This window comes from Methylobacterium sp. GXF4, from assembly GCF_000272495.1.
Lineage (GTDB): Bacteria > Pseudomonadota > Alphaproteobacteria > Rhizobiales > Beijerinckiaceae > Methylobacterium > Methylobacterium brachiatum.
The window spans coordinates 1-20,859 of record NZ_AKFK01000062.1 but is presented as its reverse complement, the minus strand read 5'-3'; the positions used below and the strand labels follow the sequence as shown (position 1 = coordinate 20,859).

The following is a 20,859-nucleotide window of genomic DNA, read 5'->3' as shown; positions in this document are numbered from 1 at the left end:
TGGCGGGGTTTCGGATCGCGTCCGGATCGGGCGCTCGTCGTCCCGGTGAGCCGGACGGGTCTAGGCTGACAGGCCTCGAAAATCCAGAGTGCGTCACGCGCGTACGGTACGGGAGATGGGGCAAGCCATGACGGATGCGGACCGCCTGCCGGAGATACCCGCCGAGACCCTCTCGGCGGCGCAGGCCGCGGCCGCGGAGGCGTTCCGGGCCGAGCGCGGGGTCCCGGTCTTCGGGCCGTTCGTCCCGCTGCTGCGCAGCCCCGAGCTGATGCTATGCGCCAGCCGCATGGGGCTGTACCTGCGCTACGGCAGCGCCCTGCCGCTGCGGATCAGCGAGTTCGTGATCCTGATCGTCGCCCGGCTGTGGAGCCAGCAGGTCGAGTGGCAGATCCACCACCCGATCGCCCTCAAGGCCGGGGTCGCGCCCGAGACCGCACAGGCCTTGGCCGAGGGGCGGCGCCCCGACACGATGAGCGCCGAGGAGGCGCTCGCCTACGCGTTCTCGACCGAGCTGCAGCACAACCGCGCGGTGAGCGACGCCACCTACGCCGCCGTGGTCGCGCAGTTCGGCGAGCAGGGCGCGGTCGATCTCACCGGCATCAACGGCTACTACGCGCTGCTCGCCATGACCATGAACGTCGCCCGCACGGCGCTGCCCGAGGACGGGCCGCCGCCGCTGCCGCCGCTGGTGCGGTAGCGCCCGCGGCGCTTGTCGCGCCGGCCGCTTCGGTCTAACCGTCCCTCTATCCCGTGGGCGCCCGACGCGCGGCGCCCCGCCAACCCCCGAAAAACCGACCGGACGAAGCCATGGTCGCCCATACCCGCGCCGCCACGGCGCCGATGCCCGCGGATCCGGCGCTCGCCGGCGCCCGCATCCTCGTCGTCGAGGCGCGCTACTACGAGGCGCTCGCCGACGAGCTGCTGGCCGGCGCGCTCGCGGTGATCGAGGCGTTCGCCGCGCACGCCACCGTGGTCACGGTGCCGGGCGCCCTGGAGATCCCCGCCGCGGTGGCGATCCTGGCGGACGAGTACGACGCCGTGGTGGCGCTGGGCTGCGTCATCCGCGGCGAGACCGGGCATTACGACATCGTGGCCGGCGAGAGCGCCCGCGCCCTGATGGACCTCTCGGTCCAGCGCCGGCTGCCGCTCGGCAACGGCATCCTCACGGTCGAGACCGAGGCGCAGGCGCTGGAACGCGCCCGGGTCGCCGAGATGAACAAGGGCGGCGGCGCGGCCGAGGCGGCGCTCGGGGTGCTCGCCCTCAAGCGCGCGGCCGAGGCGGCGCGCCCTCGATAACGAGAACCGACATGACCGGGACCACCGAAACCAGGCCGGACGACGCCACCCCGGACAGCGCCGACAGCGCCGCCCAGGAGACCGCCCGCGCCATCAGCCCGCGCAGCGGCGCGCGCCTCGCCGTGGTGCAGGCGCTCTACGAGATGGACATTTCCGGCAAGGGCGTCCTCGACGCGCTCGCCGAGTTCGAGGCCTTCTGGATCGGCCAGGAGGTGGACGGGATCGTGCATCCCAAGGCCGAGACCGCCTTCTTCCGCGACCTGCTGCGCGGCACGGTCGAGGAGCAGCGGGCGATCGACCAGAAGCTCGACCAGGCTTTGGCCCAGGGCTGGCCGCTGCGGCGGATCGAGATCGTGCTGCGGGCGATCCTGCGGGCGGGGGCCTACGAGCTCCTGTTCCGGCCCGACGTGCCGGCCCCGGCCGCAATCTCGGAATATGTCGACGTGGCCCACAGCTTCTACACCGCCGACGAGCCGGGCCTCGTCAACGCCGTGCTCGACCGGGTCGCCCGGGAGGTCCGTCCGGGCGAGGTCAGCGCGCCCAAAGGCGGCGGCAAGGCCGCCGGCAAGCCGGGCCCCGGAAAGCCCGCCCCCAAGAAGGCCTGAGCCGTGACCGGGCCGGATCGCGCCTCCGAGGAGGGGCTGATCGCCCGCTACTTCGCCCCCCTGGCGGGGCCGGGGGCGGACGGGCTGCGGGACGATGCCGCGACCCTGACCCCGACCCCCGGGCACGATCTCGTGGTCACCGCCGACGCGGTGGTGGCCGGGATCCACTACTTCTCCGACGATCCCCCGGACTCGATCGCCCGCAAGGCGCTCGGGGTGAACCTGTCCGACATCGCCGCCAAGGGCGCGGTGCCGCGCGGCTTCCTGCTGACCCTGGCGCTGCCCGACGACTGGACCGAGGCCTGGCTCGCGGGCTTCTCCGAGGGGCTCGGGGCGGCGGCGGCCGAGGCCGGCTGCCCGCTGCTGGGCGGTGACACGGTGCGCTCCGGCGGGCCGGCCTTGATCGGGGTCACCGCGTTCGGCGAGGTACCGTCCGGCGGCATCGTCCGGCGCGGCACCGCGCGGGTCGGCGACCGGATCTGCGTCAGCGGCACGATCGGCGACGCCGCGCTCGGGCTGCGGCTGCGCCTGGAGCCGGAGGCGGTCTGGGCGACCTCCCTCGATCCGGCGCAGCAGGCGCTGCTGGCCGACCGCTACCTGCATCCGCGCCCGCGCCTCGCCTTGGCGGCAGCGATCCGCCGTCACGCCTCGGCCGCGATGGACGTGTCGGACGGGCTCGCCGGCGACCTCGCCAAGATGCTGGGCGCCGGCCGGACCGCCCGGATCGGGGCCGTGCCGCTCTCGGAGGCCGCCGCCCGGGCGCGGGACGCGGAGCCCGGCCTGATCGAGCCGATCCTGACCGGCGGCGACGATTACGAAATTCTCTGCACGGTCGCCCCGGAAACCCTCGACGCCCTCCTCGCCGAGGCGGCGCAGGCCGGGATCCCGCTCACCGCCATCGGCACCGTCACCTCAGGCGACGGCCCGCCCGGCTTCGAAATGGGCGACGGCACCGCGCGCGTGTTCGCGGCTGGGGCGTTCAGCCACTTCTGAGGCGGGGCCCGGGCTGGTCCGGCCGAGGACGATGTGGGTCACGCCCTCGGGCTGGCGGCCGATCTGGCGGCGGACCTCGTCCATCATCCCGGCGGCCACGATCGGCATCCACAGGGCCAGGTCGCCGGGCGTCAGCGCGGAGCGGCCGGTCAGCGCCTCCTCCGGGCGGGGCGGCGTCGAGAGGGCCCGCTGCAGGATGTGCAGCAGTTCGCCCTGGATCGCTTCCGGCTGGGCCGCGACCCGCTCGGCGATCAGGAAATGCACCGCTCCGGTCAACACCTCGATCGTCGCCGCCAGCTTGGCGACCTGGTCGCTGCTCATGTCCAGCCCCATCCGGTTATACAACCGAAAGTAGAAGGCCGTATGGTTAACCGCGGGTTAAGCCCCGCGATCCGGCGACGAATCCGGTCCCATCGGCAGCCATCCCCTCGACAGAGGAGGCCGCGCGATCCACGTCCCTTCGCAGCAAAGCTGCGCTGTTCATAAATGCAGTGCAGCATTCGCATGCCGCAGTGCCAACAACATCGGATGCGGCGTTTGCGCTCACCGGCGAAGTTTGGCAACTAGAGTCGGATTGATCACGCCATGATCGGTCCGATTCTAATCCTCTGCCGAGACGCGTCCACGTCGCCGAACCGGTCACCCTGTCGGCAATGGTCGCGCCAAGACGAACCTTTGGGAAGGAATGCCCCGAATCGAGCGCCACGTCCCATGACCGTCTCCGGGCGGTCAAGCTCGACACCAATCACAAGCCCCCGCCAGGCACGATAAAAACAAGGACGGTAGAGAGCATGATCCCTTTGACCTTGATCATCGTGGGCGGGCTCTGTGCCGTCGCCTACGGCATCGTCACGATCCTCGACGTGATGCGGCGGGATGCCGGCACCCAGCGCATGCAGGAGATCGCCGCCGCCATCGCGGAGGGCGCGCAGGCCTATCTGAAGCGGCAATACCTCACCATCGGCCTGGTCGGCGTGGTGCTGTTCGTGCTGCTGGCGGTGTTCCTCGGGATCAAGGTCGCGGTCGGCTTCCTGATCGGCGCGGTCCTGTCGGGGGCGGCCGGCTTCATCGGCATGAACGTCTCGGTGCGCGCCAATGTCCGCACCGCCCAGGCCTCCTCCACCTCGCTGGGGGCCGGCCTCGACATGGCGTTCAAGTCCGGCGCCGTGACCGGCATGCTGGTGGCCGGCCTCGCCCTGCTGGGGGTGGCTCTCTACTACCTCTACCTCACCCGCGGCGCCGGGCTCGACCCGTCGAGCCGCGAGGTGATCGACGCGCTGGTGGCGCTCGGATTCGGAGCCTCGCTGATCTCGATCTTCGCCCGGCTCGGCGGCGGCATCTTCACCAAGGGCGCGGATGTCGGGGGCGACCTCGTCGGCAAGGTCGAGGCCGGGATCCCGGAGGACGATCCCCGCAATCCGGCCACCATCGCGGACAATGTCGGCGACAATGTCGGCGATTGCGCCGGCATGGCCGCCGACCTGTTCGAGACCTACGCGGTGACCATCGTGGCCACCATGGTGCTGGCCGCGATCTTCTTCTCCGGCCCCACCGGCAGCGGCCGGGCGGTGCTCGAGCCGATGATGCTCTATCCGCTGGCCATCGGGGCGGCCTGCATCGTCACCTCGATCGCCGGCACCTACGCGGTGCGGCTCGGGGCCAACCAGTCGATCATGGGCGCCCTGTATAAGGGGCTGATCACCGCGGGCGTGCTCTCGGTGGCGGCGATCGCCATCGTCAACCTGACCCTGCTGGGCGGCTTCTCCACCGCCTTCACCACCTCGACGGGCGTGACCTTCACGTCGGGCGGCCTGTTCGGCTGCGCGGTGATCGGGCTCGCCATCACGGCGCTGATCGTGGTGATCACCGAGTACTACACCGGCACCAATTTCCGCCCGGTGAAGTCGATCGCCGACGCCTCGGTGACCGGCCACGGCACCAACGTGATCCAGGGCCTGGCGATCTCGCTCGAATCCACCGCGCTCCCGGCCATCGTGATCGTGGCCGGCATCATCGCCACCCACGCGCTGGCCGGCCTGTTCGGCATCGCCATCGCGGTCACCGCCATGCTGGCGCTGGCGGGCTTCATCGTGGCGCTCGACGCCTTCGGGCCGGTCACCGACAATGCCGGCGGCATCGCCGAGATGGCCGGCCTGCCCCCGGACGTCCGCAAGTCCACGGACGCGCTCGACGCGGTCGGCAACACCACCAAGGCGGTGACCAAGGGCTACGCGATCGGCTCGGCCGGCCTCGGCGCCCTGGTGCTGTTTGCCGCCTACACGTCCGACCTGAACTACTTCATCGCCAATGCGAGCCCGACGCAGTACCGGTTCTTCCAGGGCGTCAGCGTCGATTTCTCCCTGTCCAACCCCTACGTGGTGGTCGGGCTGCTGCTCGGCGGCCTGATCCCGTTCCTGTTCGCCGGCATCGCCATGACGGCGGTCGGCCGGGCGGCGAGCGCGGTGGTCGAGGAGGTCCGGCGCCAGTTCCGGGAGAAGCCCGGGATCATGCAGGGCACCGACCGGCCGGATTACGGCCGCGCGGTCGACATGCTGACCCGGGCGGCGATCAAGGAGATGATCGTCCCCTCGCTGCTGCCGGTCTTGTCGCCGATCGTGCTGTTCTTCGTGATCCAGCTCATCGCCGGCAAGAGCCAGGCCTTCGCCACGGTGGGCGCGAGCCTGCTCGGCGTGATCCTCACCGGCCTCTACGTCGCGGTCTCGATGACCTCGGGCGGCGGCGCCTGGGACAACGCCAAGAAGTACATCGAGGACGGCCACCACGGCGGCAAGGGCTCCGACGCCCACAAGGCCGCGGTGACCGGCGACACGGTGGGCGACCCCTACAAGGACACGGCCGGCCCCGCGGTGAACCCGGCGATCAAGATCACCAACATCATCGCCCTGCTGCTGCTGGCGGTGCTGGCGCATTATTGATCCCGCCCGCACCCCCATCCTGAATTCCGAGGCGTCCGCTGTGCTTCGGCTCTTCAGGATGAGGGGTGCGGGGGTGAAACCGTCGCCCGCGCCCTCGTCACCAACCCGGGGACCCGAGCGCGGCGCGGATCGGCCCGCCTCACCCCTCCCCGTCGCGGAGCCGGCGCAGCGCGTCGAAGGGACCGGCATCCTCGCCGACCACCACGGGCTCGAAGGCGATGCCGGGCTTGCGCGGATAGGGGTCGAGGCCGAGCGCCAGGAACTCGGCCGTGAGCGCGCCGAAATCGATCCGGCCGCCGATCAGCGGATCGGGCACCTCGACATCCTCGGCGTCCGTGCCGGCGAGTTGGTCGGTATCGGTGAACACCACCTCCACCGGCTCGCGGACCGGCCCCTCGAACGGCTCCAGGCTGACCGTGCAGATCTGCGTCACCACGGCCTCGACCGTGCCGGTCACGGTCATCCGGTTGGTCGAGCCCGAGATCTCGAATCGCCCGACGAGGTCGCGGATGGCGGGAATCTTGAAGTCGGCGGCGAGCGCCGTGCATTCGGCCGGGCTCGCCTCGACGGTGACGGCGCCCCGGCCCTGCGGCAGGCGCTCGACATTGACCCAGCGCGCGAGCGGCCCGCTCTCCGGGCCCGTACGGTGTCTCATATCCTGTCTCCGGTCGGGGCCGGCGCGAAGGCGTCCGGCTCCGGGAAGGGCGGCCCGGCAGCGAGCAGCCCGTCGAGGTGTTCCGTCGCCAGCGCCGCGTCGGCCGCCAGCACGTAGGCGGCGAGGCCCGCCGCGTCACCCTCCCCGCCGAGGACGTTGCGGGCGAGCACGACGGCGAGGGCGGCGGCGTCGCCGCCATCCAGCGCCGCGTCGTAGCCCGTGGCCCGGCCGTAGAAGGCGGCGCCGAGCTTCTTCATCCGCTTGCCGACGCCCATATCGCCGACGCCGAGCTCGCGCAAAGACGCGTCGAGCTGGGTGAAGACCGAATTCACCAGATCCTGCGCCACGTCGGCGGCGGGGGCCGGCAGCCGGTTGAGCCGGCGCAGGACCAGGATCACGTGCAGGCACAGGGCCTCGAACCGGCCCTCGACCGTGTCGGGCACGGCGAGCCGCGTGTACAGGCCCGGCTGCCGCGCCGCCGCGCTGATGGCCGTGTGCAGCCCCTCGACGGCCCGCCGCCGGGCGTTGTCGCGACGGAACAGCCCGGCGATCATCGGTGCCTCGCAGAGGGGAAAACCCGGCCGCGGCCGCGGTGGGTAGGCCGGCCCTGTGGCCAAGCTTGCCTTGTCAAAGCCATATCCCCGCGGTACGGCAACCCACGCCCAAGGCGCAAGCGCCGTCGGAGACATGGACCGGCGGCGGCCTGCGTCGCTCGTCCGTCAACACGCTCTCTGGGGGCCCGATGCGGCGCCGTCTCGTCCAGTCCTTTGCGCGCCTCGCGCTGCTCGGCCTCACGGGCGCCGGCCTCGCCGGCTGCGTCGGCGAAGAGCTGCGCCACGGCTACCAGATCGACCAGGCGGCGCTCGCCACGATCAAGCCCGGCATGAGCCCCGAGCAGGTGCTGCAGATCCTCGGCACGCCGTCGACGGTCTCCACGGTGGGCAACAAGTCCTGGTACTACATCTCCCAGAACACCAGCCGGACGATCATGTTCCTGGGCGAGCAGGTCGAGGACCAGAAGGTCACGGCGGTCTACTTCACCCCCGGCTTCAAGGTCGAGCGCGTGGCGCTCTACGGCCTGCAGGACGGCCGGGTGTTCGACTTCATCGAGCGCACCACGCCGACCAGCGGCGCCGACCGGGCCTTCCTCAGCCAGCTGTTCCGCGGCCTGACCCGCTACGAGCCGTTCGGCACCGGCAAGGGCACCAGCGTCGTCCCGGGCGCCAACCGCGGCCTCTGAACACAAGCCGGGGGTTTCCGCAGGGCTCTGCCCTGCACCCGCAAAAGGTCGGGGACCTTTTGAAACCCCGACCTGTCTCAGGCCTGTTCGGGCCCGCGCAGCAGGCCCGTGATCTCGGCCGGCTCGGCGAAGAGATGGTCCGGGCCGAGCGCCGCCAGCGCGCCGGCATCGGTGTAGCCCCAGGCCACCGCCCCGAACGGGCAGCCGAGCGCCCGCGCGGCCTCGAAATCCCGCACCTCGTCGCCGATGCACAGGGCCCGCTCCGGCGGAACGCCGCGGCGCGCCAGGAGGGCCCGGAGCCGCCGCGCCTTGCCGAACAGCGAGGCGCCGCAGGCATAGGCGTCGATCCGGCCCGCATTCTCGGGGCCGAGCACCCGGCGGACCGTATCGGCGCGGTTCGACGACAGGATCGCGAGCGGCACCCCGGCCTCCTGCACGCAGGCCAGCATCGCCGGCACCCCGGAAAACAGCGTGATCTGGGCCGCGTCGCGGGCGGCGAGCGCGTGCATGTGGCGGGCGATGAAGGGCAGCTTCCAGCGCGGGATGCCGAGATGGGCCACGATCGCCCGGGCGCCCTGCAGCCGCAGCGCATCGACCTCGTGAGCCTCGACCCGGCGGAAGCGGTAGCGGTCGGCGACGCCGTTCAGGACCGAGCAGAACCAGGCGAAGCTGTCGGCGAGCGTGCCGTCGAAATCGAGCACGACGAGAGAGGGCCCGGCCTCGCCGGGGCGGCGCGCCATGTCAGTGGCGGAGATTCGCCAGCGGCATGCTGAGCCGCATCAGCAGGCCCTCCGGGGCCCAATCGTGCTCCAGCACGCCGTCGAGCTGGCCGGCGACGCTGCGCTCGGCCAGCACAGTGCCGAACCCCTGGCGGGAGGGTCTTCCCGTCACCGGGGGGCCGCCAGCCTCGGCCCAGGTGAGGGTGTAGCGCTCGCCGTCGCGCAGCCCGCTCAAGCTGACGCCGCCCTCCTTGGTGGAGAGCCCGCCATACTTCATCGCGTTGGTGGCCTGCTCGTGCATGATCAGCGCAAGCGCCGTGGCGGTGCGCTCGCCGATCTCGGCATCGTCGCCGGAGATCGCCACCCGAGCCCGGCCGCCCTCCTCGTAGGCGGCCATGATCAGGCGCATCAGCCCGAGCACGGTCTGGCCCGCGACCTCGGGGGCGCTGTCGGGGGAATGCGGGCGGACATATTCGTGAGCCCGGGCCAGGGCGCCGAGCCGCTCCCGGAAGGCGGAGGCGAACGGCTTGGCCGCGGGATCGCTGCGGGCGGTGAGCGCCGCCAGGCCGCCGACCACGGCGAAGATGTTCTTGATCCGGTGCGACAGCTCGCGGATCAGCAGGTCGCGGGCCTCCTCGGCGCGCTTAGCCTCGCGCAGGTCCCGGGTGACGGTGGCATAGCCGATCTCGGCGCCGGTCGGGTCGCGCACCGGGAAGATGTTGTACAGGACCGCGACCGCCTCGCCCGTGCCGAAATGCCGGAAGGCGAGCTCGCCCTCCCAGTAGCCTTTCTGCTGCACCGCCGGCAGCACGGTTTCGGCCAGGACCCGGCGGCTCTCCGGGGAGAAGAAATCCTCCATCCGGTGCCGGCGGGCGGCGGCGAGGTCGGGCAGCCCGACCAGCGCCAGGGCGGCCTCGTTGAGATGCGTGACGGCGCCGCCCAGCGTGTAGAGGCCGATGAAATCCTTGGAGGCCTCCACGATGGCGGCGAGCTTACGCGCCTCGGCCTCGGCCCGCTTCAGGTCGTCGATGTCAGTGCAGGTGCCGAACCAGCGCTCGATCCGCCCCTCGGCGTCGCGGATCGGCATGGCCCGGCCCAGCGTCCACCGGTAGGCGCCGTCGCGATGGCGCAGGCGGTACTCGATCTCGTAGGGCTCGCCGGTCTCCAGCGAGTGGCGCCAGCGCGTCCAGGCCCGCTCCTGGTCGTCCGGGTGGAACACGTCGTTCCAGCCCTCGCCGTCGGTCGAGCCGTAGGGCATGCCGGTGAATTCGTACCAGCGGTCGTTGTAATAGTCGTGGAACCCGTCCGGCAGGGTGGTCCAGACCATCTGGGGCATCGCCGCGGTCATGACCCGGAAGCGGCGCTCGCTGGCGGCGAGTTCGGCCTCCCGGGCGGCGACCTGGGCGTGGGTCCGCCGATATTCCAGCAGCGTCGAGATCTGGCGGGCCAGGGCGGTCAGGGTCGCGGTCTGGGCGGCGTCGAGCCCCTCGGGCCGCGGCGTCCGGTCGAGGACGCAGAGCGCCCCGAGCGGGATGCCCTGCGTGCCCCGGATCACCGCCCCGGCGTAGAAGCGGAAGCCCGGGCCGCCGGTCACCAGCGGGTTGTCGATGGTCCGCGGGTCGTCGGCGAGATCCGGGATGATCAGGCTTTCGCCGGCCTCGATCGTGTGGGCGCAGACCGAGCAGTTGATCGGCAGCTCGCGCTTGCCCAGGCCGAATTCCGACTTGAACCATTGCCGCTCGGCATCGACCAGGCTGACCAGGGCCACCGGCGCCCGGCAGACATGGGCGGCGATCCGGACGAGGTCGTCGTAGAGCGGCTCCGGCTCGCTATCGAGGATGGCGAGGTCGTGCAGTTCCGCGAGCCGGTCCGCTCTGCTCCAGCGCCGGTCGGTCGGTTCGAAATCCGCGCGTGTATTGGGGGGCGGCGCATCCATGGTCTCGCGCTCAAATAGGCGCGTGACAGGCAGCTGCATAGGCATCGCCGCAGATTAAGGTTTTCACGGTCCCGTTTCCGGGGCGCAGGGCAGCGTAATCCGACCGTCGAGACCGGCGCCTCGGACCGGATCGAGCCGGGGCGCGTGAAACACTGCGAGCACCGGCGCGCCGGGACATAGGTGGCGGCCGCTCCCGCCCCTGCGCGCCAGAGAGGCGACGGCGGCGCAGGACGCGTCCTTGGAAACCGCCGCTCCGCGATCACCGCGGTACCGGACCCCGTCGCGCGGGTTCCGGTACCGCGTCGACCCGGATCAGGCCGCCCGGGCTTCGTCCAGGGTCGGATAGTCGGTGTAGCCCTTCGGTCCCTGGCTGTACCAGGTCGCGGCCTCGTCCTTGGCGAGCGGCGCGCTCTTGGCGATGCGCTCGACCAGGTCCGGGTTGGCGATATAGGTCCGGCCGAACGCGATCGCGTCGGCCTCGCCGGCATCCAGCACCTTCTGGCCGCTGATCCCGTCGTAATCGGCGTTGAGGATCATCGGGTTGCGGAACACCTTGCACATCGCCGGGGCGATCGGCGGGTGGTCGGCCTTGCCGAAGGTCCCGTCGGGGCCGGGCTCGCGCATCTCCAGGAAGGCGATGCCGCTGTCGGCCAGCGCCTGGGCGGCGGCCACGAACAGGGGCTCCGGATCCGAATCGTTGCAGCCCTGGATTTCGCCGTTGGGCGACAGGCGCACGCCGGTGCGTTCCGGCCCGGCGACGCCCGCGACCGCCTCGGTCACCTCGCGCAGCAGCCGCACGCGGTTGGCGATGGAGCCGCCATACTGGTCGGTGCGGTGGTTGGTGCCGTCGCGCAGGAACTCGTCGATCAGGTAGCCGTTCGCGGCGTGGATCTGCACCCCGTCGAACCCGGCCGCGATGGCGTTGGCGGTGGCGCGCTCGTAATCGGCGAGCAGCCGCGGGATCTCGGCGACCTCCAGGGGCCGCGCCTCGGCATAGGGCTTCTTGCCGGAATAGGTGTGGGCCTGGTCCGGGGCCGTGGTGGCCGAGGCCGAGACCGGCTTGGCGCCCCCCAGGAAGTCCGGATGGACCAGGCGGCCCATATGCCAGATCTGGCAGACGATCTTGCCGCCGCGATCGTGCACGGCCTTCACGATCGGCCGCCAGGCATCGACCTGTTGGTCGGACCAGATGCCCGGCGCGTAGGGCCAGCCCAGGCCTTCCTGGGAGATGCCGGTGGCCTCGGTGAGGATCAGGCCGGCGCCGGCGCGCTGGGCGTAATATTCGACCATGAGCGGGGTCGGGACATGCTCACGGGTGGCGCGGCCGCGGGTGAGCGGGGCCATGAAGATCCGGTTCTTCGCCTCGATGGCGCCGATGCGGATCGGGTCTAGCAGGGACGGCATGGAAACCTCGTGCTGGTGCGGCGGCGCCGCCCGTCAGTCAAACGCCGAGGTGGCGTCGCGGCGCGGTGATGCCAGGGTGCAGCGCAGCACCGGGGCTCGGTCCGTGCGCGAGCGCACGTCTCAGGGGGGTGGGATCATCCTTGAGGTTTTGGAACTATGAGCAGGTGAGACTCGGCGGATCGAGGACGCCGAGGGCGAGCGCGCCATGCGATAGAGTGATATCGAAGGCCGACTGGCTCATACGCCGGTCTGGAAAGCCGATAGGATTCCGGACGTCCCATCCGCCGACTCATTCTAAGAAGCCGGAGCGTAGCGGAGGCCGCGAAGAAGCCGTCCGGGGACTCCATAGCCATCTGGTGACCCGCTGCGCGGGCGCCTCAGGATAAGGGGAGTGGAGGGGCGCGCCGGGGCCGGACCCCCCCGCAAAGCCCCAGCCGATCCCGCCCCGAAACAATTGCCCGACCCGTCCGGCCCGATTTCATTTGCCCGGCGGGCCGGTATCGCTATGGTCCGCCGCGCTTGGCGGGCGGCTCTCGTCCGTCCCGCCGCCGTTCCCCCTGCCGAGACCGCGACCCGCAAAGACATGTCCCAACGCGTGTGCATCTCGCTCGACGCCATGGGCGGCGACCACGGGCCCTCGACCGTCGTGCCCGGCGCCGCGCTGGCCCGTGAGCGCCATCCCGGCATGACCTTCCTGCTGTTCGGCGACGAGGCGGTGATCGCCCCGCTGGTCGCCAAGGAGCCGCGGCTGAAGGATTGCGTCGAGATCCGCCACACGAGCGTGGCCGTCGCCATGGATGACAAGCCCAGCCAGGCGGTGCGCCAGGGCCGGGGCAAGTCCTCGATGTGGCAGGCGATCCAGGCGGTGCGCGACGGGCAGGCCGACGCCTGCGTGTCGGCCGGCAACACCGGCGCGCTCATGGCGATGTCGAAGATCTGCCTGAAGACCATGTCGGGCATCGAGCGCCCGGCCATCGCCTGCCTGTGGCCGACCGTGCGCGGCGAGAGCGTCGTGCTCGATGTCGGCGCCACCATCGGCACCGACGCAGAGCACCTCGTCGAGATGGCCGTGATGGGCTCGGCCATGGCCCGCATCGTGTTCGACCTCGACAAGCCGACCGTCGGCCTGCTGAACGTCGGCACCGAGGAGATGAAGGGCAACGAGGCGGTCAAGGAAGCCGCGCGGCTCTTGCGCGAGATGGACAGCCCGGGGCTGACCTATCACGGCTTCGTCGAGGGCACGGATCTCGGGCGCGGCACCGTCGACGTGGTCGTCACGGAAGGTTTCACGGGAAACATCGCGCTCAAGACCGCCGAGGGCACGGCCAAGCAGATCGGCAGCTATCTGCGCTCGGCCATGACACGGACGCTCGCGGCCAAGATCGGCGCGCTGTTCGCCCGCCAGGCGTTCAAGGCCCTGAAGGACAAGATGAATCCGAGCCGCGCCAATGGCGGCGTGTTCCTCGGGCTGGAGGGCATCGTGATCAAGAGCCACGGCTCGGAGAACGCGCAGGGCTTCGCCGCGGCGATCGACCTGGCCCACGACATGGCCCGCCAGGACATGATCCGCACGATCCGCGAGATGCTCGACCAGACGGCGGTCCTGGCGCCGGCTTGAGCGTCCGCAGAAGTACGAGATGGAAACGGGCCTTCTTCGAGCGCACCTGACGAAGCTTCCGTTCAAGAGACGCGTAGCGCCGTCCCCATCATGGCGAGCGCAGCGAAGCAACCCGGTGCAGCGGGCGATCCCCGAAGGTGACGTATCCCTAGGTTGCTTCGCTGCGCTCGCAATGACGGATGGGATCGTCGGTCGGGCGATCCGACCGCAAACCGACTGACACAGGGGCGGACCCGCCATCCGGTCTGGGGCGTTCAAACAAAACACGACCGCGTATGCCTCCCAGATCCGCGAGGGGAGGGCGATTCGCGTAACATGGTCAAGGCGTTGACGGCCGGCGGGAATGTCCAAGCCCACCGTCCGGGAAGGAAAACGATGTCAGCCCTCCGCACAGATTCTCCGCAGGCGCTGCGCTCGGTGGTGGTCGGAACCGGGTCGAGCCTGCCCGCCCAGGTGGTGACCAACGCCGCCCTGACCGAGCGGGTCGACACCTCGGACGAGTGGATCGTCCAGCGCACCGGCATCCGCCAGCGCCACATCGCCGATGCGAGCGAGACCACCTCGGTCCTCGGCGCCCGGGCCGCCCAGGCCGCCCTCGACGATGCCGGCCTGACCGCCGACGACATCGACCTCGTGATCTGCGCGACCTCGACCCCCGACCACACCTTCCCGGCCACCGCGACCCAGATCCAGGCGGCGCTCGGCATCCATCACGGGGCGGCCTTCGACCTGCAGGCGGTCTGCGCCGGCTTCGTGTTCGCGGTCTCCACCGCCGACAAGTTCCTGACCACCGGCTCGGCCCGCCGGGCCCTGGTGATCGGCGCCGAGACCTTCTCGCGCATCGTCGACTGGGAGGACCGCACAACCTGCGTGCTGTTCGGCGACGGCGCCGGGGCGGTGGTGCTGGAGGCGCGCGCCGATGCGGGCGACCGGGGCGTGCTCTGCGCCAGCCTGCGCTCCGACGGTCGGCACCGGGACAAGCTCTACGTCGATGGCGGGCCGGGCTCCACCGGCACCACCGGGCGGCTGCGCATGGAGGGGCGCGAGGTGTTCCGGTTCGCGGTCGGGCAGGTCACCGACGTGATCGCCGACGCCTTCGCGCAGGCCGGCCTGACCGCGGAGGACCTCGACTGGTTCGTGCCCCACCAGGCCAACCGCCGGATCATCGAGGCCTCGGCCGACAAGCTGGGCATCGCCCGGGAGAAGATCGTGCTGACCGTCGACCGCCACGGCAACACCTCGGCCGCCTCGATTCCGCTGGCCCTCGACGTCGCCCGGCGGGACGGCCGGATCCAGCCCGGCGACCTCGTGATGATCGAGGCGATCGGCGGCGGGTTCAGCTGGGGCGCGGCGCTGATCCGCTGGTGAGCGGCCGGGGCGATTCCACGCCTCCCCGCGGTTGACCGGGCGGCGGGCGCCGATTAGCGTGCCGGATCATAGGGATACACCTTCAGCTGACGGTGCGGCGAGGTTCGCCGCCCCTGTGGGCTGCCGGAAGAGAAGAGCGGGCGAGGGGACACGGCATGGCAGGCAAGACGGTGACGCGCGCCGACTTGAGCGAGGCCGTCTACCACCAGGTGGGCCTGTCGCGGACCGAATCCGCCGCGCTGGTCGAGACCGTGCTGTCGGAGATCTGCGCCTGCCTGGCCGCCGGCGAGACGGTCAAGCTGTCCTCGTTCGGCTCCTTCGTGGTGCGCAGCAAGGGCAAGCGCGTCGGCCGCAACCCCAAGACCGGCGTCGAGGTCGCGATCGAGCCCCGCCAGGTGATGGTGTTCAAGCCCTCCAATGTGCTCAAGGCCAAGATCAACGGCCAGGCGATCAACGGGCTGGACAAGCACGACGAGGACGCCTGAGCGGCCGTTTCTCCGGCGATGGCGCGCTCTCCGTCGCCCGTAGAGGGGGGAGGGAGGCGCGAGGATCGGGCTTCTGTCGCTCCGAGACGATAAACAATATTCTTTCAACCCTCGGTAAGGCTTGAGCCCGGCCGCGCGGGCCGGCAAGATCGTCCACTCCCCGCCGATCGTCAGACAGCCATGCCCCCAGCCCTCGCCGCCGACACGCCGCTCGAACCGATCGGCGAGAAGAGCGCCGGCGCCTTCCGCACGATCAGCGAGGTTTCCGAGGAGCTCGACGTGCCCCAGCACGTCCTGCGGTTCTGGGAGACCCGATTCGGCCAGATCCGCCCGGTGAAGCGGGCGGGCGGCCGGCGCTATTACCGGCCCCAGGATGTCGAGCTGGTCGCCGGCATCCGGCAGCTCCTCTACGTGCAGCGCTACACCATCGCGGGCGCCCAGCGGGTGCTCAAGGAGAACGGCATCCGCTTCGTTCAGGCGGTGGGCCGGGGCGAGGCCAAGGCCGCCGAGCCGCAGATCCAGGAGGTCGAGGGCGGCCTCGATGCCGGGATCCGGGCCGACACCCCCGACCGGGCGGCGCTGCTGGGCGTGCTGGAGGATCTGCACGCCTGCCGGTCCCTGCTCGACGCCCTGCGCCGGCCCTACGACCGGGACGTGTGAGTCTCGCCGCGGCCTCGTGCAGGCCGTGTGAGGTGCATCGCGCACGCATCTTGCGGAACGGGCGAACTTTCCTGCCGGAGCCCGCGTTGACGCCCGCATGGCCGCGCCCAAATCCAAGCTGTCGCCCAGCCAGGAGCTGATGGCCCGCCTCATGCGGATCGTCCGCTCCTGTCCGGATGCGGCCTCCGAGGTCCTCGAGCTGATGTTCCTCGTCAGCCAGATCGAGGCCGCGACCTCGATCGACCGGGAGTACCGGGACGCCAAGCGGGTGATCAGCCGCCTGCGCAATCCCCTGTGGGAGATGGGCCCGCCGGATCGGGAGAAGCTGCTGGCGGCCGCCGAGACGATCCGCCGGGTCTGCCGCCTGCCTGAGGACCAGATTCCGCCGGTTCCGATCGCCGATGCCGGCGAGCGCGCCCGGGTCGAGGCGCGGCTCGCCGTGGCCCTCGCCGGAGAGTTCGACGCCGCCCAGATCGCCCGGGTCACCGGCGTGGTCGCCGCGGTGCTGCAGGACTAGGATCGGTTCCGGAAAACATTCGGCGTCCCGGCTCTGTCCGGGACGGGACAGCGATCCCAAAACCCTCGACGGCCGTGCCCGGCGTCCCCACATGCTTCTCGACCGATGGAAGGGGCGCCCGGCCGTGAGCCCGGAATCCGACCCCGGATCGGCACCGGAGAGACGCCGTCATGACCGCCCTTCGCCCGCTCGCCACGCTGCTCGCAAGCGGCCTGATCCTCGCAGGTCCGGCGCTGGTCCCGGCCTTCGCCCAGACCACCGTGACCCGCTCGAAGACGGTGGCGCCCGGCAAGACCGTGCGACTCGAGATCGCCCCGAATCTCAAGAAGGATTGCACGCCGGGCCCGATGCCGGAATTCAAGGTCTCGGGTGCGCCCAAGAACGGTTCGGTGATCACCAAGGTCGGCAAGCTGAAGACGCCGGCGAGCTACCGCTGCCCCAACAAGGAGGCCGCGGTCCAGGCCCTGTTCTACCAGCCCAACAACGGCTTCACCGGCTCCGACGAGGTGACCTTCGAGGTCAAGGGCGCCGACGGCCAAGTTCAGACCCAGAACATCAAGATCACCGTCGGGGCGACTGGGTCAAAATCCGGGGAGGATGCCAAGAAAGAAGGCACGGATCTCTAAGCAGAGGCAGGAAACCCTGGCGCGTGCATAGTTTTTCATCCTAAAATGCTCGCTCGAAGGAGACTGAAATCAACGTTGGAGCACGTCTAGGCTCGGTTTTGGCCAGATGAGTGTTGCAAGCAATCGACAGGCCGGCTGCGCGTTCGCCGCGCTGCGACAAAAGCGGGCCTGTCGGTTGCATCCGAGCCGAGACAGGATGAAGCTGTCAGGGTCTGAGAGGGTTATCGAATGTCGATGCATGCGACGAACGACCTTTTCCAGAGCTTCGCCCGAGGGTACGAGGCCCGCCGCGATACGGAGATGACGCTCTCCGAGTATCTCGAGGCCTGCCGCGACGAGCCGCTGATGTACGCCTCGGCCGCCGAGCGCATCCTGGCGGCCATCGGCGAGCCGGAATTCGTGGACACCGCCAAGGATTCCCGCCTCGGCCGGATCTTCATGAACCGGACGATCCGGACCTACCCGGCCTTCCGGGAATTCTACGGCATGGAGGAGACGATCGAGCGGATCGTCTCGTTCTTCCGCCACGCCGCGCAGGGCCTGGAGGAGCGCAAGCAGATCCTCTACCTGCTCGGCCCGGTCGGCGGCGGCAAGTCGTCGCTTGCCGAGCGCCTGAAGGCGCTGATGGAGGTCCACCCGATCTACGTGCTCAAGGCCGGGGACGAGGTCTCGCCGGTGTTCGAGAGCCCGCTGGGCCTGTTCGAGCCGGACACGATGGGCGAGGAGATCCAGAAGCGCTACGGCATCCCGCGCCGCCGGCTCACCGGCCTGATGAGCCCCTGGGCGCTCAAGCGCCTCGACGAGTTCAACGGCGACATCTCGCGCTTCAAGGTGATCAAGGTCCGGCCCTCGCGGCTGCGGCAGATCGCCATCGCCAAGACCGAGCCGGGCGACGAGAACAACCAGGACATCTCCTCGCTCGTCGGCAAGGTCGATATCCGGCGGCTGGAGACCCTCTCCCAGGCGGATCCCGACGCCTATTCCTACTCGGGCGGCCTCAACCGGGCGAACCAGGGCGTTCTCGAATTCGTCGAGATGTTCAAGGCGCCGATCAAGATGCTGCACCCGCTGCTCACCGCGACGCAGGAGGGCAACTATGTCGGCACCGAGAATATCGGCGCGATCCCGTTCACCGGCGTGATCCTGGCCCACTCGAACGAATCCGAGTGGCAGACCTTCAAGACCAACAAGAACAACGAGGCCTTCATCGATCGCATCTACGTGATCAAGGTCCCGTACTGCCTCCGGGTCACGGAGGAGCAGCACATCTACGAGAAGCTGATCTCCAGCTCGGAGCTGTCGGACGCCGCCTGCGCCCCCGGCACCCTGGAGATGCTGGCCCGGTTCTCGGTCCTGTCGCGCCTGCGCGAGCACGCCAATTCCAACGTGTTCTCGAAGATGCGGGTCTATGACGGCGAATCGCTGCGCGAGGTCGATCCCCGCGCCCGCTCGATGCAGGAATACAAGGACACCGCCGGCGTCGACGAGGGCATGGACGGGATCTCGACCCGCTTCGCCTTCAAGGTCCTGGCGGCGACCTTCAACCACGACACCACCGAGGTCTCGGCCGACCCGGTGCACCTGATGTACGTGCTCGAGCAGTCGCTCCGCCGGGAGCAGCTGCCGCCCGAGACCGAGAAGAAGTACCTGGAATTCATCAAGACCGAGCTGGCCCCGCGCTACGCGGAGTTCATCGGCCACGAGATTCAGAAGGCCTATCTCGAATCGTACCACGATTACGGCCAGAACCTGTTCGACCGCTACATCGACTACGCTGATGCGTGGATCGAGGACCAGGACTTCAAGGATGCCGAGACCGGGCAGCTCCTGAACCGGGAACTCCTCAACCAGGAGCTCACGAAGATCGAGAAGCCCGCCGGGATCGCCAACCCGAAGGACTTCCGCAACGAGGTGGTCAAGTTCGCCCTGCGGTCCCGGGCCCAGCACGGCGGCCGCAACCCGAGCTGGACCAGCTACGAGAAGCTGCGCGAGGTCATCGAGCGGCGCATGTTCAGCCAGGTCGAGGAATTGCTGCCGGTCATCTCCTTCGGCTCCAAGAAGGACGGCGACACCGAGAAGAAGCACGGCGAGTTCGTCGAGCGCATGGTCGCCCGGGGCTACACCGAGCGGCAGGTCCGCCGCCTGGTGGAATGGTACATGCGGGTGAAGCAGGCCGGCTGAGGGACGAAGACTCCGCCCGGGGTCGAGCCCGGGCGGCCCAGTTTCGACCCTCCGCCGCCATAGTTTCGGACGACCGGCCGGAGAGGCTCGCAAGCATGATGTGGGACAAGGAAAACCCGCTTTTCCGAACACATCATGCGGCAGCGGCGCGTTAGACCAGACTGTGCGAAAGGGGGAAGCCTCTTTCGGACGACAGCATGGTATAACGGGAGGCTAGAACCGGCCGGAGCACGCGGGACGAGGGTTTTCGCAGCGTATGCACATCGTCGACCGACGCCTGAATCCAGGGGGCAAGAGCCTCCCCAACCGGCAGCGCTTCCTGCGTCGCGTGAAGGACGTGGCCCAGCGCGCCGTACGCGAATCCGCCCGCGAAAAGGACATCAAGGATCTCGGCAAGGACGGCCGGGTGAGCGTGCCCGTCGATGGCGTGCGCGAACCCCGGTTCTCCCGCCAGCCCGGCACCGGCCTGCAGGACCACATCCTGCCGGGCAACAAGACCTACGTGGAGGGGGACACGATCGAGCGGCCCCCGGGCGGCGGTGGCGGCCGCGGCTCCGGCGAGGGCGGGGAGGGCGGCGAGAACAGCGAGGACGCGTTCCGCTTCGTGCTCACCCGCGAGGAGTTCCTGGAGCTTTTCTTGGAGGATCTGGAGCTTCCGGATCTCGCCAAGCGGCGCCTCGCCGTGGTCGAGACCGAGGGGCTGCGCCGCGCGGGCTACACGGTGACCGGCTCGCCGGCCAACCTCGCCCTGACCCGAACCTTGCGCAACTCGATGTCGCGGCGGATCGCCCTCAAGCGCCCGAAGCCCGAGGAGGTCGCGGCGCTGGAGGCGCAGCTCGCCGCGATGCGCGAGTCGGATCCGGGCCGCCCGGACCTGGAGCAATCCCTGCTCAAGCTGCGCGAGCGCGCCAAGCGCATCCCCTATGTCGACCCGATCGACCTGCGCTTCCGCCGGTTCGAGCCCTATCCGCGGCCGATCGCCCAGGCGGTGATGTTCTGCCTGATGGACGTGTCCGGCTCGATGACCGAGCACATGAAGGACCTCGCCAAGCGGTTCTACATCCTGCTGCACATCTTCCTGACTCGCCGCTACCGGCACGTGGAGATCGTGTTCATCCGCCACACCGACCGGGCCACCGAGGTGGACGAGGAGACCTTCTTCGGCTCAAGGGAGACCGGCGGCACCCTGGTCTCCTCGGCGCTGGTCGAGATGAAGCGGGTCATCGCCGAGCGCTACGACCCCAACGACTGGAACATCTACGCCGCCCAGGCCTCGGACGGCGACAACGTCTCCTCCGACGGCCCGACCTCGACGGAGTTGCTGCGCGCCCACATCCTGCCGGCCTGCCAGCACTTCGCCTATCTCGAGGTCGGCGACGAGAACGGCCCCCGGGCCGGGTTCGTGGAGCATCGCACCACCCTGTGGCGGACCTACGAGGCCATCGCCAAGGCCGGCGGCCCGATCGCCATGCGCAAGGTCAACCACCGCCGGGAGATCTACCCGGTCTTCCGCGAGCTGTTCGGCCGCAAGGACGCCCGGGCCGAGGCGGAGGCGTGAGATCATGAGGTCGCCGACACGCGCCTCTCCCTCCCCCCTCTGCGGGGGAGGGTGGGCCGGCC

The 20,859-nt window shown here is 70.1% G+C and carries 20 protein-coding genes; 14 read left to right on the top strand and 6 right to left on the bottom strand.

Going from position 1 to position 20,859, the window contains the following annotated elements; all coding sequences use genetic code 11:
* Positions 1 to 127: 127 nt before the first annotated feature.
* The 4 genes from WYO_RS15765 to thiL all read left to right on the top strand — a co-directional run bounded on the left by WYO_RS15765 (position 128) and on the right by thiL (position 2,894).
* Positions 128 to 697 carry a hypothetical protein gene (locus WYO_RS15765; protein WP_007564216.1) on the top strand — a complete coding sequence of 190 codons (570 nt, stop codon included), beginning with the start codon at positions 128 to 130 and terminating at the stop codon, positions 695 to 697.
* A 110-nt stretch (positions 698 to 807) separates the two neighbouring features.
* A complete protein-coding gene (ribH, locus tag WYO_RS15760) occupies positions 808 to 1,296 on the top strand; it encodes a 6,7-dimethyl-8-ribityllumazine synthase (protein WP_007564213.1) in 489 nt (162 codons plus the stop codon).
* Between the two features lie 11 nt (positions 1,297 to 1,307).
* A complete protein-coding gene (nusB, locus tag WYO_RS15755) occupies positions 1,308 to 1,901 on the top strand; it encodes a transcription antitermination factor NusB (protein WP_007564211.1) in 594 nt (197 codons plus the stop codon).
* A 3-nt stretch (positions 1,902 to 1,904) separates the two neighbouring features.
* Positions 1,905 to 2,894, top strand: coding sequence for a thiamine-phosphate kinase (thiL, locus tag WYO_RS15750; protein WP_007564206.1), 990 nt, complete (start codon positions 1,905 to 1,907; stop codon positions 2,892 to 2,894).
* Here thiL and WYO_RS15745 read toward each other — a convergent pair.
* Positions 2,814 to 3,215, bottom strand: coding sequence for a hypothetical protein (locus WYO_RS15745; RefSeq protein ID WP_007564204.1), 402 nt, complete (start codon positions 3,213 to 3,215; stop codon positions 2,814 to 2,816). The two genes, thiL and WYO_RS15745, sit on opposite strands and share 81 nt — an antisense overlap.
* A 470-nt stretch (positions 3,216 to 3,685) precedes the next feature.
* Here WYO_RS15745 and WYO_RS15740 point away from each other — a divergent pair, with 470 nt between their 5' ends.
* Positions 3,686 to 5,830: a sodium-translocating pyrophosphatase gene (locus WYO_RS15740; RefSeq protein WP_007564202.1), complete on the top strand. Its 2,145-nt coding sequence runs from the start codon at positions 3,686 to 3,688 to the stop codon at positions 5,828 to 5,830.
* A gap of 139 nt (positions 5,831 to 5,969) precedes the next feature.
* On the opposite strand, the gene WYO_RS15735 is transcribed toward WYO_RS15740, so the two are convergent.
* Complete coding sequence (locus WYO_RS15735) at positions 5,970 to 6,485, bottom strand: DUF177 domain-containing protein (protein WP_007564201.1); 516 nt, start codon at positions 6,483 to 6,485, stop codon at positions 5,970 to 5,972.
* The gene (locus tag WYO_RS15730; RefSeq protein ID WP_007564199.1) at positions 6,482 to 7,039 is read right to left on the bottom strand and encodes a ubiquinol-cytochrome C chaperone family protein; all 558 of its coding nucleotides are present in this window, start codon (positions 7,037 to 7,039) and stop codon (positions 6,482 to 6,484) included. The genes WYO_RS15735 and WYO_RS15730 overlap by 4 nt, the downstream gene beginning before the upstream one ends.
* Before the next feature lie 188 nt (positions 7,040 to 7,227).
* Here WYO_RS15730 and bamE point away from each other — a divergent pair, with 188 nt between their 5' ends.
* Positions 7,228 to 7,725 (top strand): outer membrane protein assembly factor BamE, encoded by a 498-nt coding sequence (bamE, locus tag WYO_RS15725; protein WP_007564197.1) that lies wholly within the window; start codon positions 7,228 to 7,230, stop codon positions 7,723 to 7,725.
* A 77-nt stretch (positions 7,726 to 7,802) separates the two neighbouring features.
* Here the strand turns inward: bamE and WYO_RS15720 are convergent, their stop codons facing one another.
* From WYO_RS15720 to WYO_RS15710, 3 genes are all read right to left on the bottom strand, one after another.
* A complete protein-coding gene (locus WYO_RS15720; RefSeq protein ID WP_007564195.1) occupies positions 7,803 to 8,465 on the bottom strand; it encodes an HAD hydrolase-like protein in 663 nt (220 codons plus the stop codon).
* A gap of 1 nt (position 8,466) precedes the next feature.
* Positions 8,467 to 10,419 carry a PAS domain S-box protein gene (locus WYO_RS15715; RefSeq protein ID WP_244424190.1) on the bottom strand — a complete coding sequence of 651 codons (1,953 nt, stop codon included), beginning with the start codon at positions 10,417 to 10,419 and terminating at the stop codon, positions 8,467 to 8,469.
* A gap of 273 nt (positions 10,420 to 10,692) precedes the next feature.
* On the bottom strand, positions 10,693 to 11,784 hold the full coding sequence (locus WYO_RS15710; RefSeq protein WP_007564190.1) for an alkene reductase: 1,092 nt from the start codon (positions 11,782 to 11,784) through the stop codon (positions 10,693 to 10,695).
* Positions 11,785 to 12,367: 583 nt separating this feature from the next.
* Here WYO_RS15710 and plsX point away from each other — a divergent pair.
* The 8 genes from plsX (at position 12,368) to WYO_RS15670 (ending at position 20,797) form a co-directional block, all read left to right on the top strand.
* Positions 12,368 to 13,402 (top strand): phosphate acyltransferase PlsX, encoded by a 1,035-nt coding sequence (gene plsX / locus WYO_RS15705; RefSeq protein WP_007564188.1) that lies wholly within the window; start codon positions 12,368 to 12,370, stop codon positions 13,400 to 13,402.
* Positions 13,403 to 13,777: 375 nt separating this feature from the next.
* Positions 13,778 to 14,770 carry a beta-ketoacyl-ACP synthase III gene (locus tag WYO_RS15700; RefSeq protein WP_007564186.1) on the top strand — a complete coding sequence of 331 codons (993 nt, stop codon included), beginning with the start codon at positions 13,778 to 13,780 and terminating at the stop codon, positions 14,768 to 14,770.
* 113 nt (positions 14,771 to 14,883) lie between these two features.
* The gene (locus tag WYO_RS15695; RefSeq protein ID WP_328505091.1) at positions 14,884 to 15,255 is read left to right on the top strand and encodes an integration host factor subunit alpha; all 372 of its coding nucleotides are present in this window, start codon (positions 14,884 to 14,886) and stop codon (positions 15,253 to 15,255) included.
* 180 nt (positions 15,256 to 15,435) lie between these two features.
* On the top strand, positions 15,436 to 15,915 hold the full coding sequence (locus WYO_RS15690; RefSeq protein WP_007564181.1) for a MerR family transcriptional regulator: 480 nt from the start codon (positions 15,436 to 15,438) through the stop codon (positions 15,913 to 15,915).
* A 97-nt stretch (positions 15,916 to 16,012) separates the two neighbouring features.
* The gene (locus WYO_RS15685) at positions 16,013 to 16,432 is read left to right on the top strand and encodes a hypothetical protein (protein ID WP_007564179.1); all 420 of its coding nucleotides are present in this window, start codon (positions 16,013 to 16,015) and stop codon (positions 16,430 to 16,432) included.
* Positions 16,433 to 16,602: 170 nt separating this feature from the next.
* Positions 16,603 to 17,058, top strand: coding sequence for a hypothetical protein (locus WYO_RS15680; RefSeq protein WP_007564177.1), 456 nt, complete (start codon positions 16,603 to 16,605; stop codon positions 17,056 to 17,058).
* Between the two features lie 228 nt (positions 17,059 to 17,286).
* Positions 17,287 to 19,239, top strand: coding sequence for a PrkA family serine protein kinase (locus WYO_RS15675; protein WP_007564175.1), 1,953 nt, complete (start codon positions 17,287 to 17,289; stop codon positions 19,237 to 19,239).
* A 256-nt stretch (positions 19,240 to 19,495) separates the two neighbouring features.
* Positions 19,496 to 20,797, top strand: a complete 1,302-nt coding sequence (locus tag WYO_RS15670; RefSeq protein WP_007564173.1) for a YeaH/YhbH family protein — start codon at positions 19,496 to 19,498, stop codon at positions 20,795 to 20,797.
* Positions 20,798 to 20,859 lie beyond the last annotated feature (62 nt).

Excerpts from the sequence above, each read along its gene's own strand:
- bamE (WP_007564197.1), top strand. The coding sequence starts at position 7,228 with ATGCGGCGCCGTCTCGTCCAGTCCTTTGCGCGCCTCGCGCTGCTCGGC.
- nusB (WP_007564211.1), top strand. The coding sequence starts at position 1,308 with ATGACCGGGACCACCGAAACCAGGCCGGACGACGCCACCCCGGACAGC.
- WYO_RS15730 (WP_007564199.1), bottom strand. The coding sequence starts at position 7,039 with ATGATCGCCGGGCTGTTCCGTCGCGACAACGCCCGGCGGCGGGCCGTC.
- WYO_RS15720 (WP_007564195.1), bottom strand. The coding sequence starts at position 8,465 with ATGGCGCGCCGCCCCGGCGAGGCCGGGCCCTCTCTCGTCGTGCTCGAT.
- WYO_RS15675 (WP_007564175.1), top strand. The coding sequence starts at position 17,287 with ATGTCGATGCATGCGACGAACGACCTTTTCCAGAGCTTCGCCCGAGGG.
- WYO_RS15680 (WP_007564177.1), top strand. The coding sequence starts at position 16,603 with ATGACCGCCCTTCGCCCGCTCGCCACGCTGCTCGCAAGCGGCCTGATC.
- WYO_RS15710 (WP_007564190.1), bottom strand. The coding sequence starts at position 11,784 with ATGCCGTCCCTGCTAGACCCGATCCGCATCGGCGCCATCGAGGCGAAG.
- WYO_RS15685 (WP_007564179.1), top strand. The coding sequence starts at position 16,013 with ATGGCCGCGCCCAAATCCAAGCTGTCGCCCAGCCAGGAGCTGATGGCC.
- WYO_RS15765 (WP_007564216.1), top strand. The coding sequence starts at position 128 with ATGACGGATGCGGACCGCCTGCCGGAGATACCCGCCGAGACCCTCTCG.
- WYO_RS15700 (WP_007564186.1), top strand. The coding sequence starts at position 13,778 with ATGTCAGCCCTCCGCACAGATTCTCCGCAGGCGCTGCGCTCGGTGGTG.
- plsX (WP_007564188.1), top strand. The coding sequence starts at position 12,368 with ATGTCCCAACGCGTGTGCATCTCGCTCGACGCCATGGGCGGCGACCAC.
- WYO_RS15740 (WP_007564202.1), top strand. The coding sequence starts at position 3,686 with ATGATCCCTTTGACCTTGATCATCGTGGGCGGGCTCTGTGCCGTCGCC.
- ribH (WP_007564213.1), top strand. The coding sequence starts at position 808 with ATGGTCGCCCATACCCGCGCCGCCACGGCGCCGATGCCCGCGGATCCG.
- WYO_RS15670 (WP_007564173.1), top strand. The coding sequence starts at position 19,496 with ATGCACATCGTCGACCGACGCCTGAATCCAGGGGGCAAGAGCCTCCCC.
- WYO_RS15715 (WP_244424190.1), bottom strand. The coding sequence starts at position 10,419 with ATGCAGCTGCCTGTCACGCGCCTATTTGAGCGCGAGACCATGGATGCG.
- WYO_RS15690 (WP_007564181.1), top strand. The coding sequence starts at position 15,436 with ATGCCCCCAGCCCTCGCCGCCGACACGCCGCTCGAACCGATCGGCGAG.
- WYO_RS15745 (WP_007564204.1), bottom strand. The coding sequence starts at position 3,215 with ATGAGCAGCGACCAGGTCGCCAAGCTGGCGGCGACGATCGAGGTGTTG.
- WYO_RS15735 (WP_007564201.1), bottom strand. The coding sequence starts at position 6,485 with ATGAGACACCGTACGGGCCCGGAGAGCGGGCCGCTCGCGCGCTGGGTC.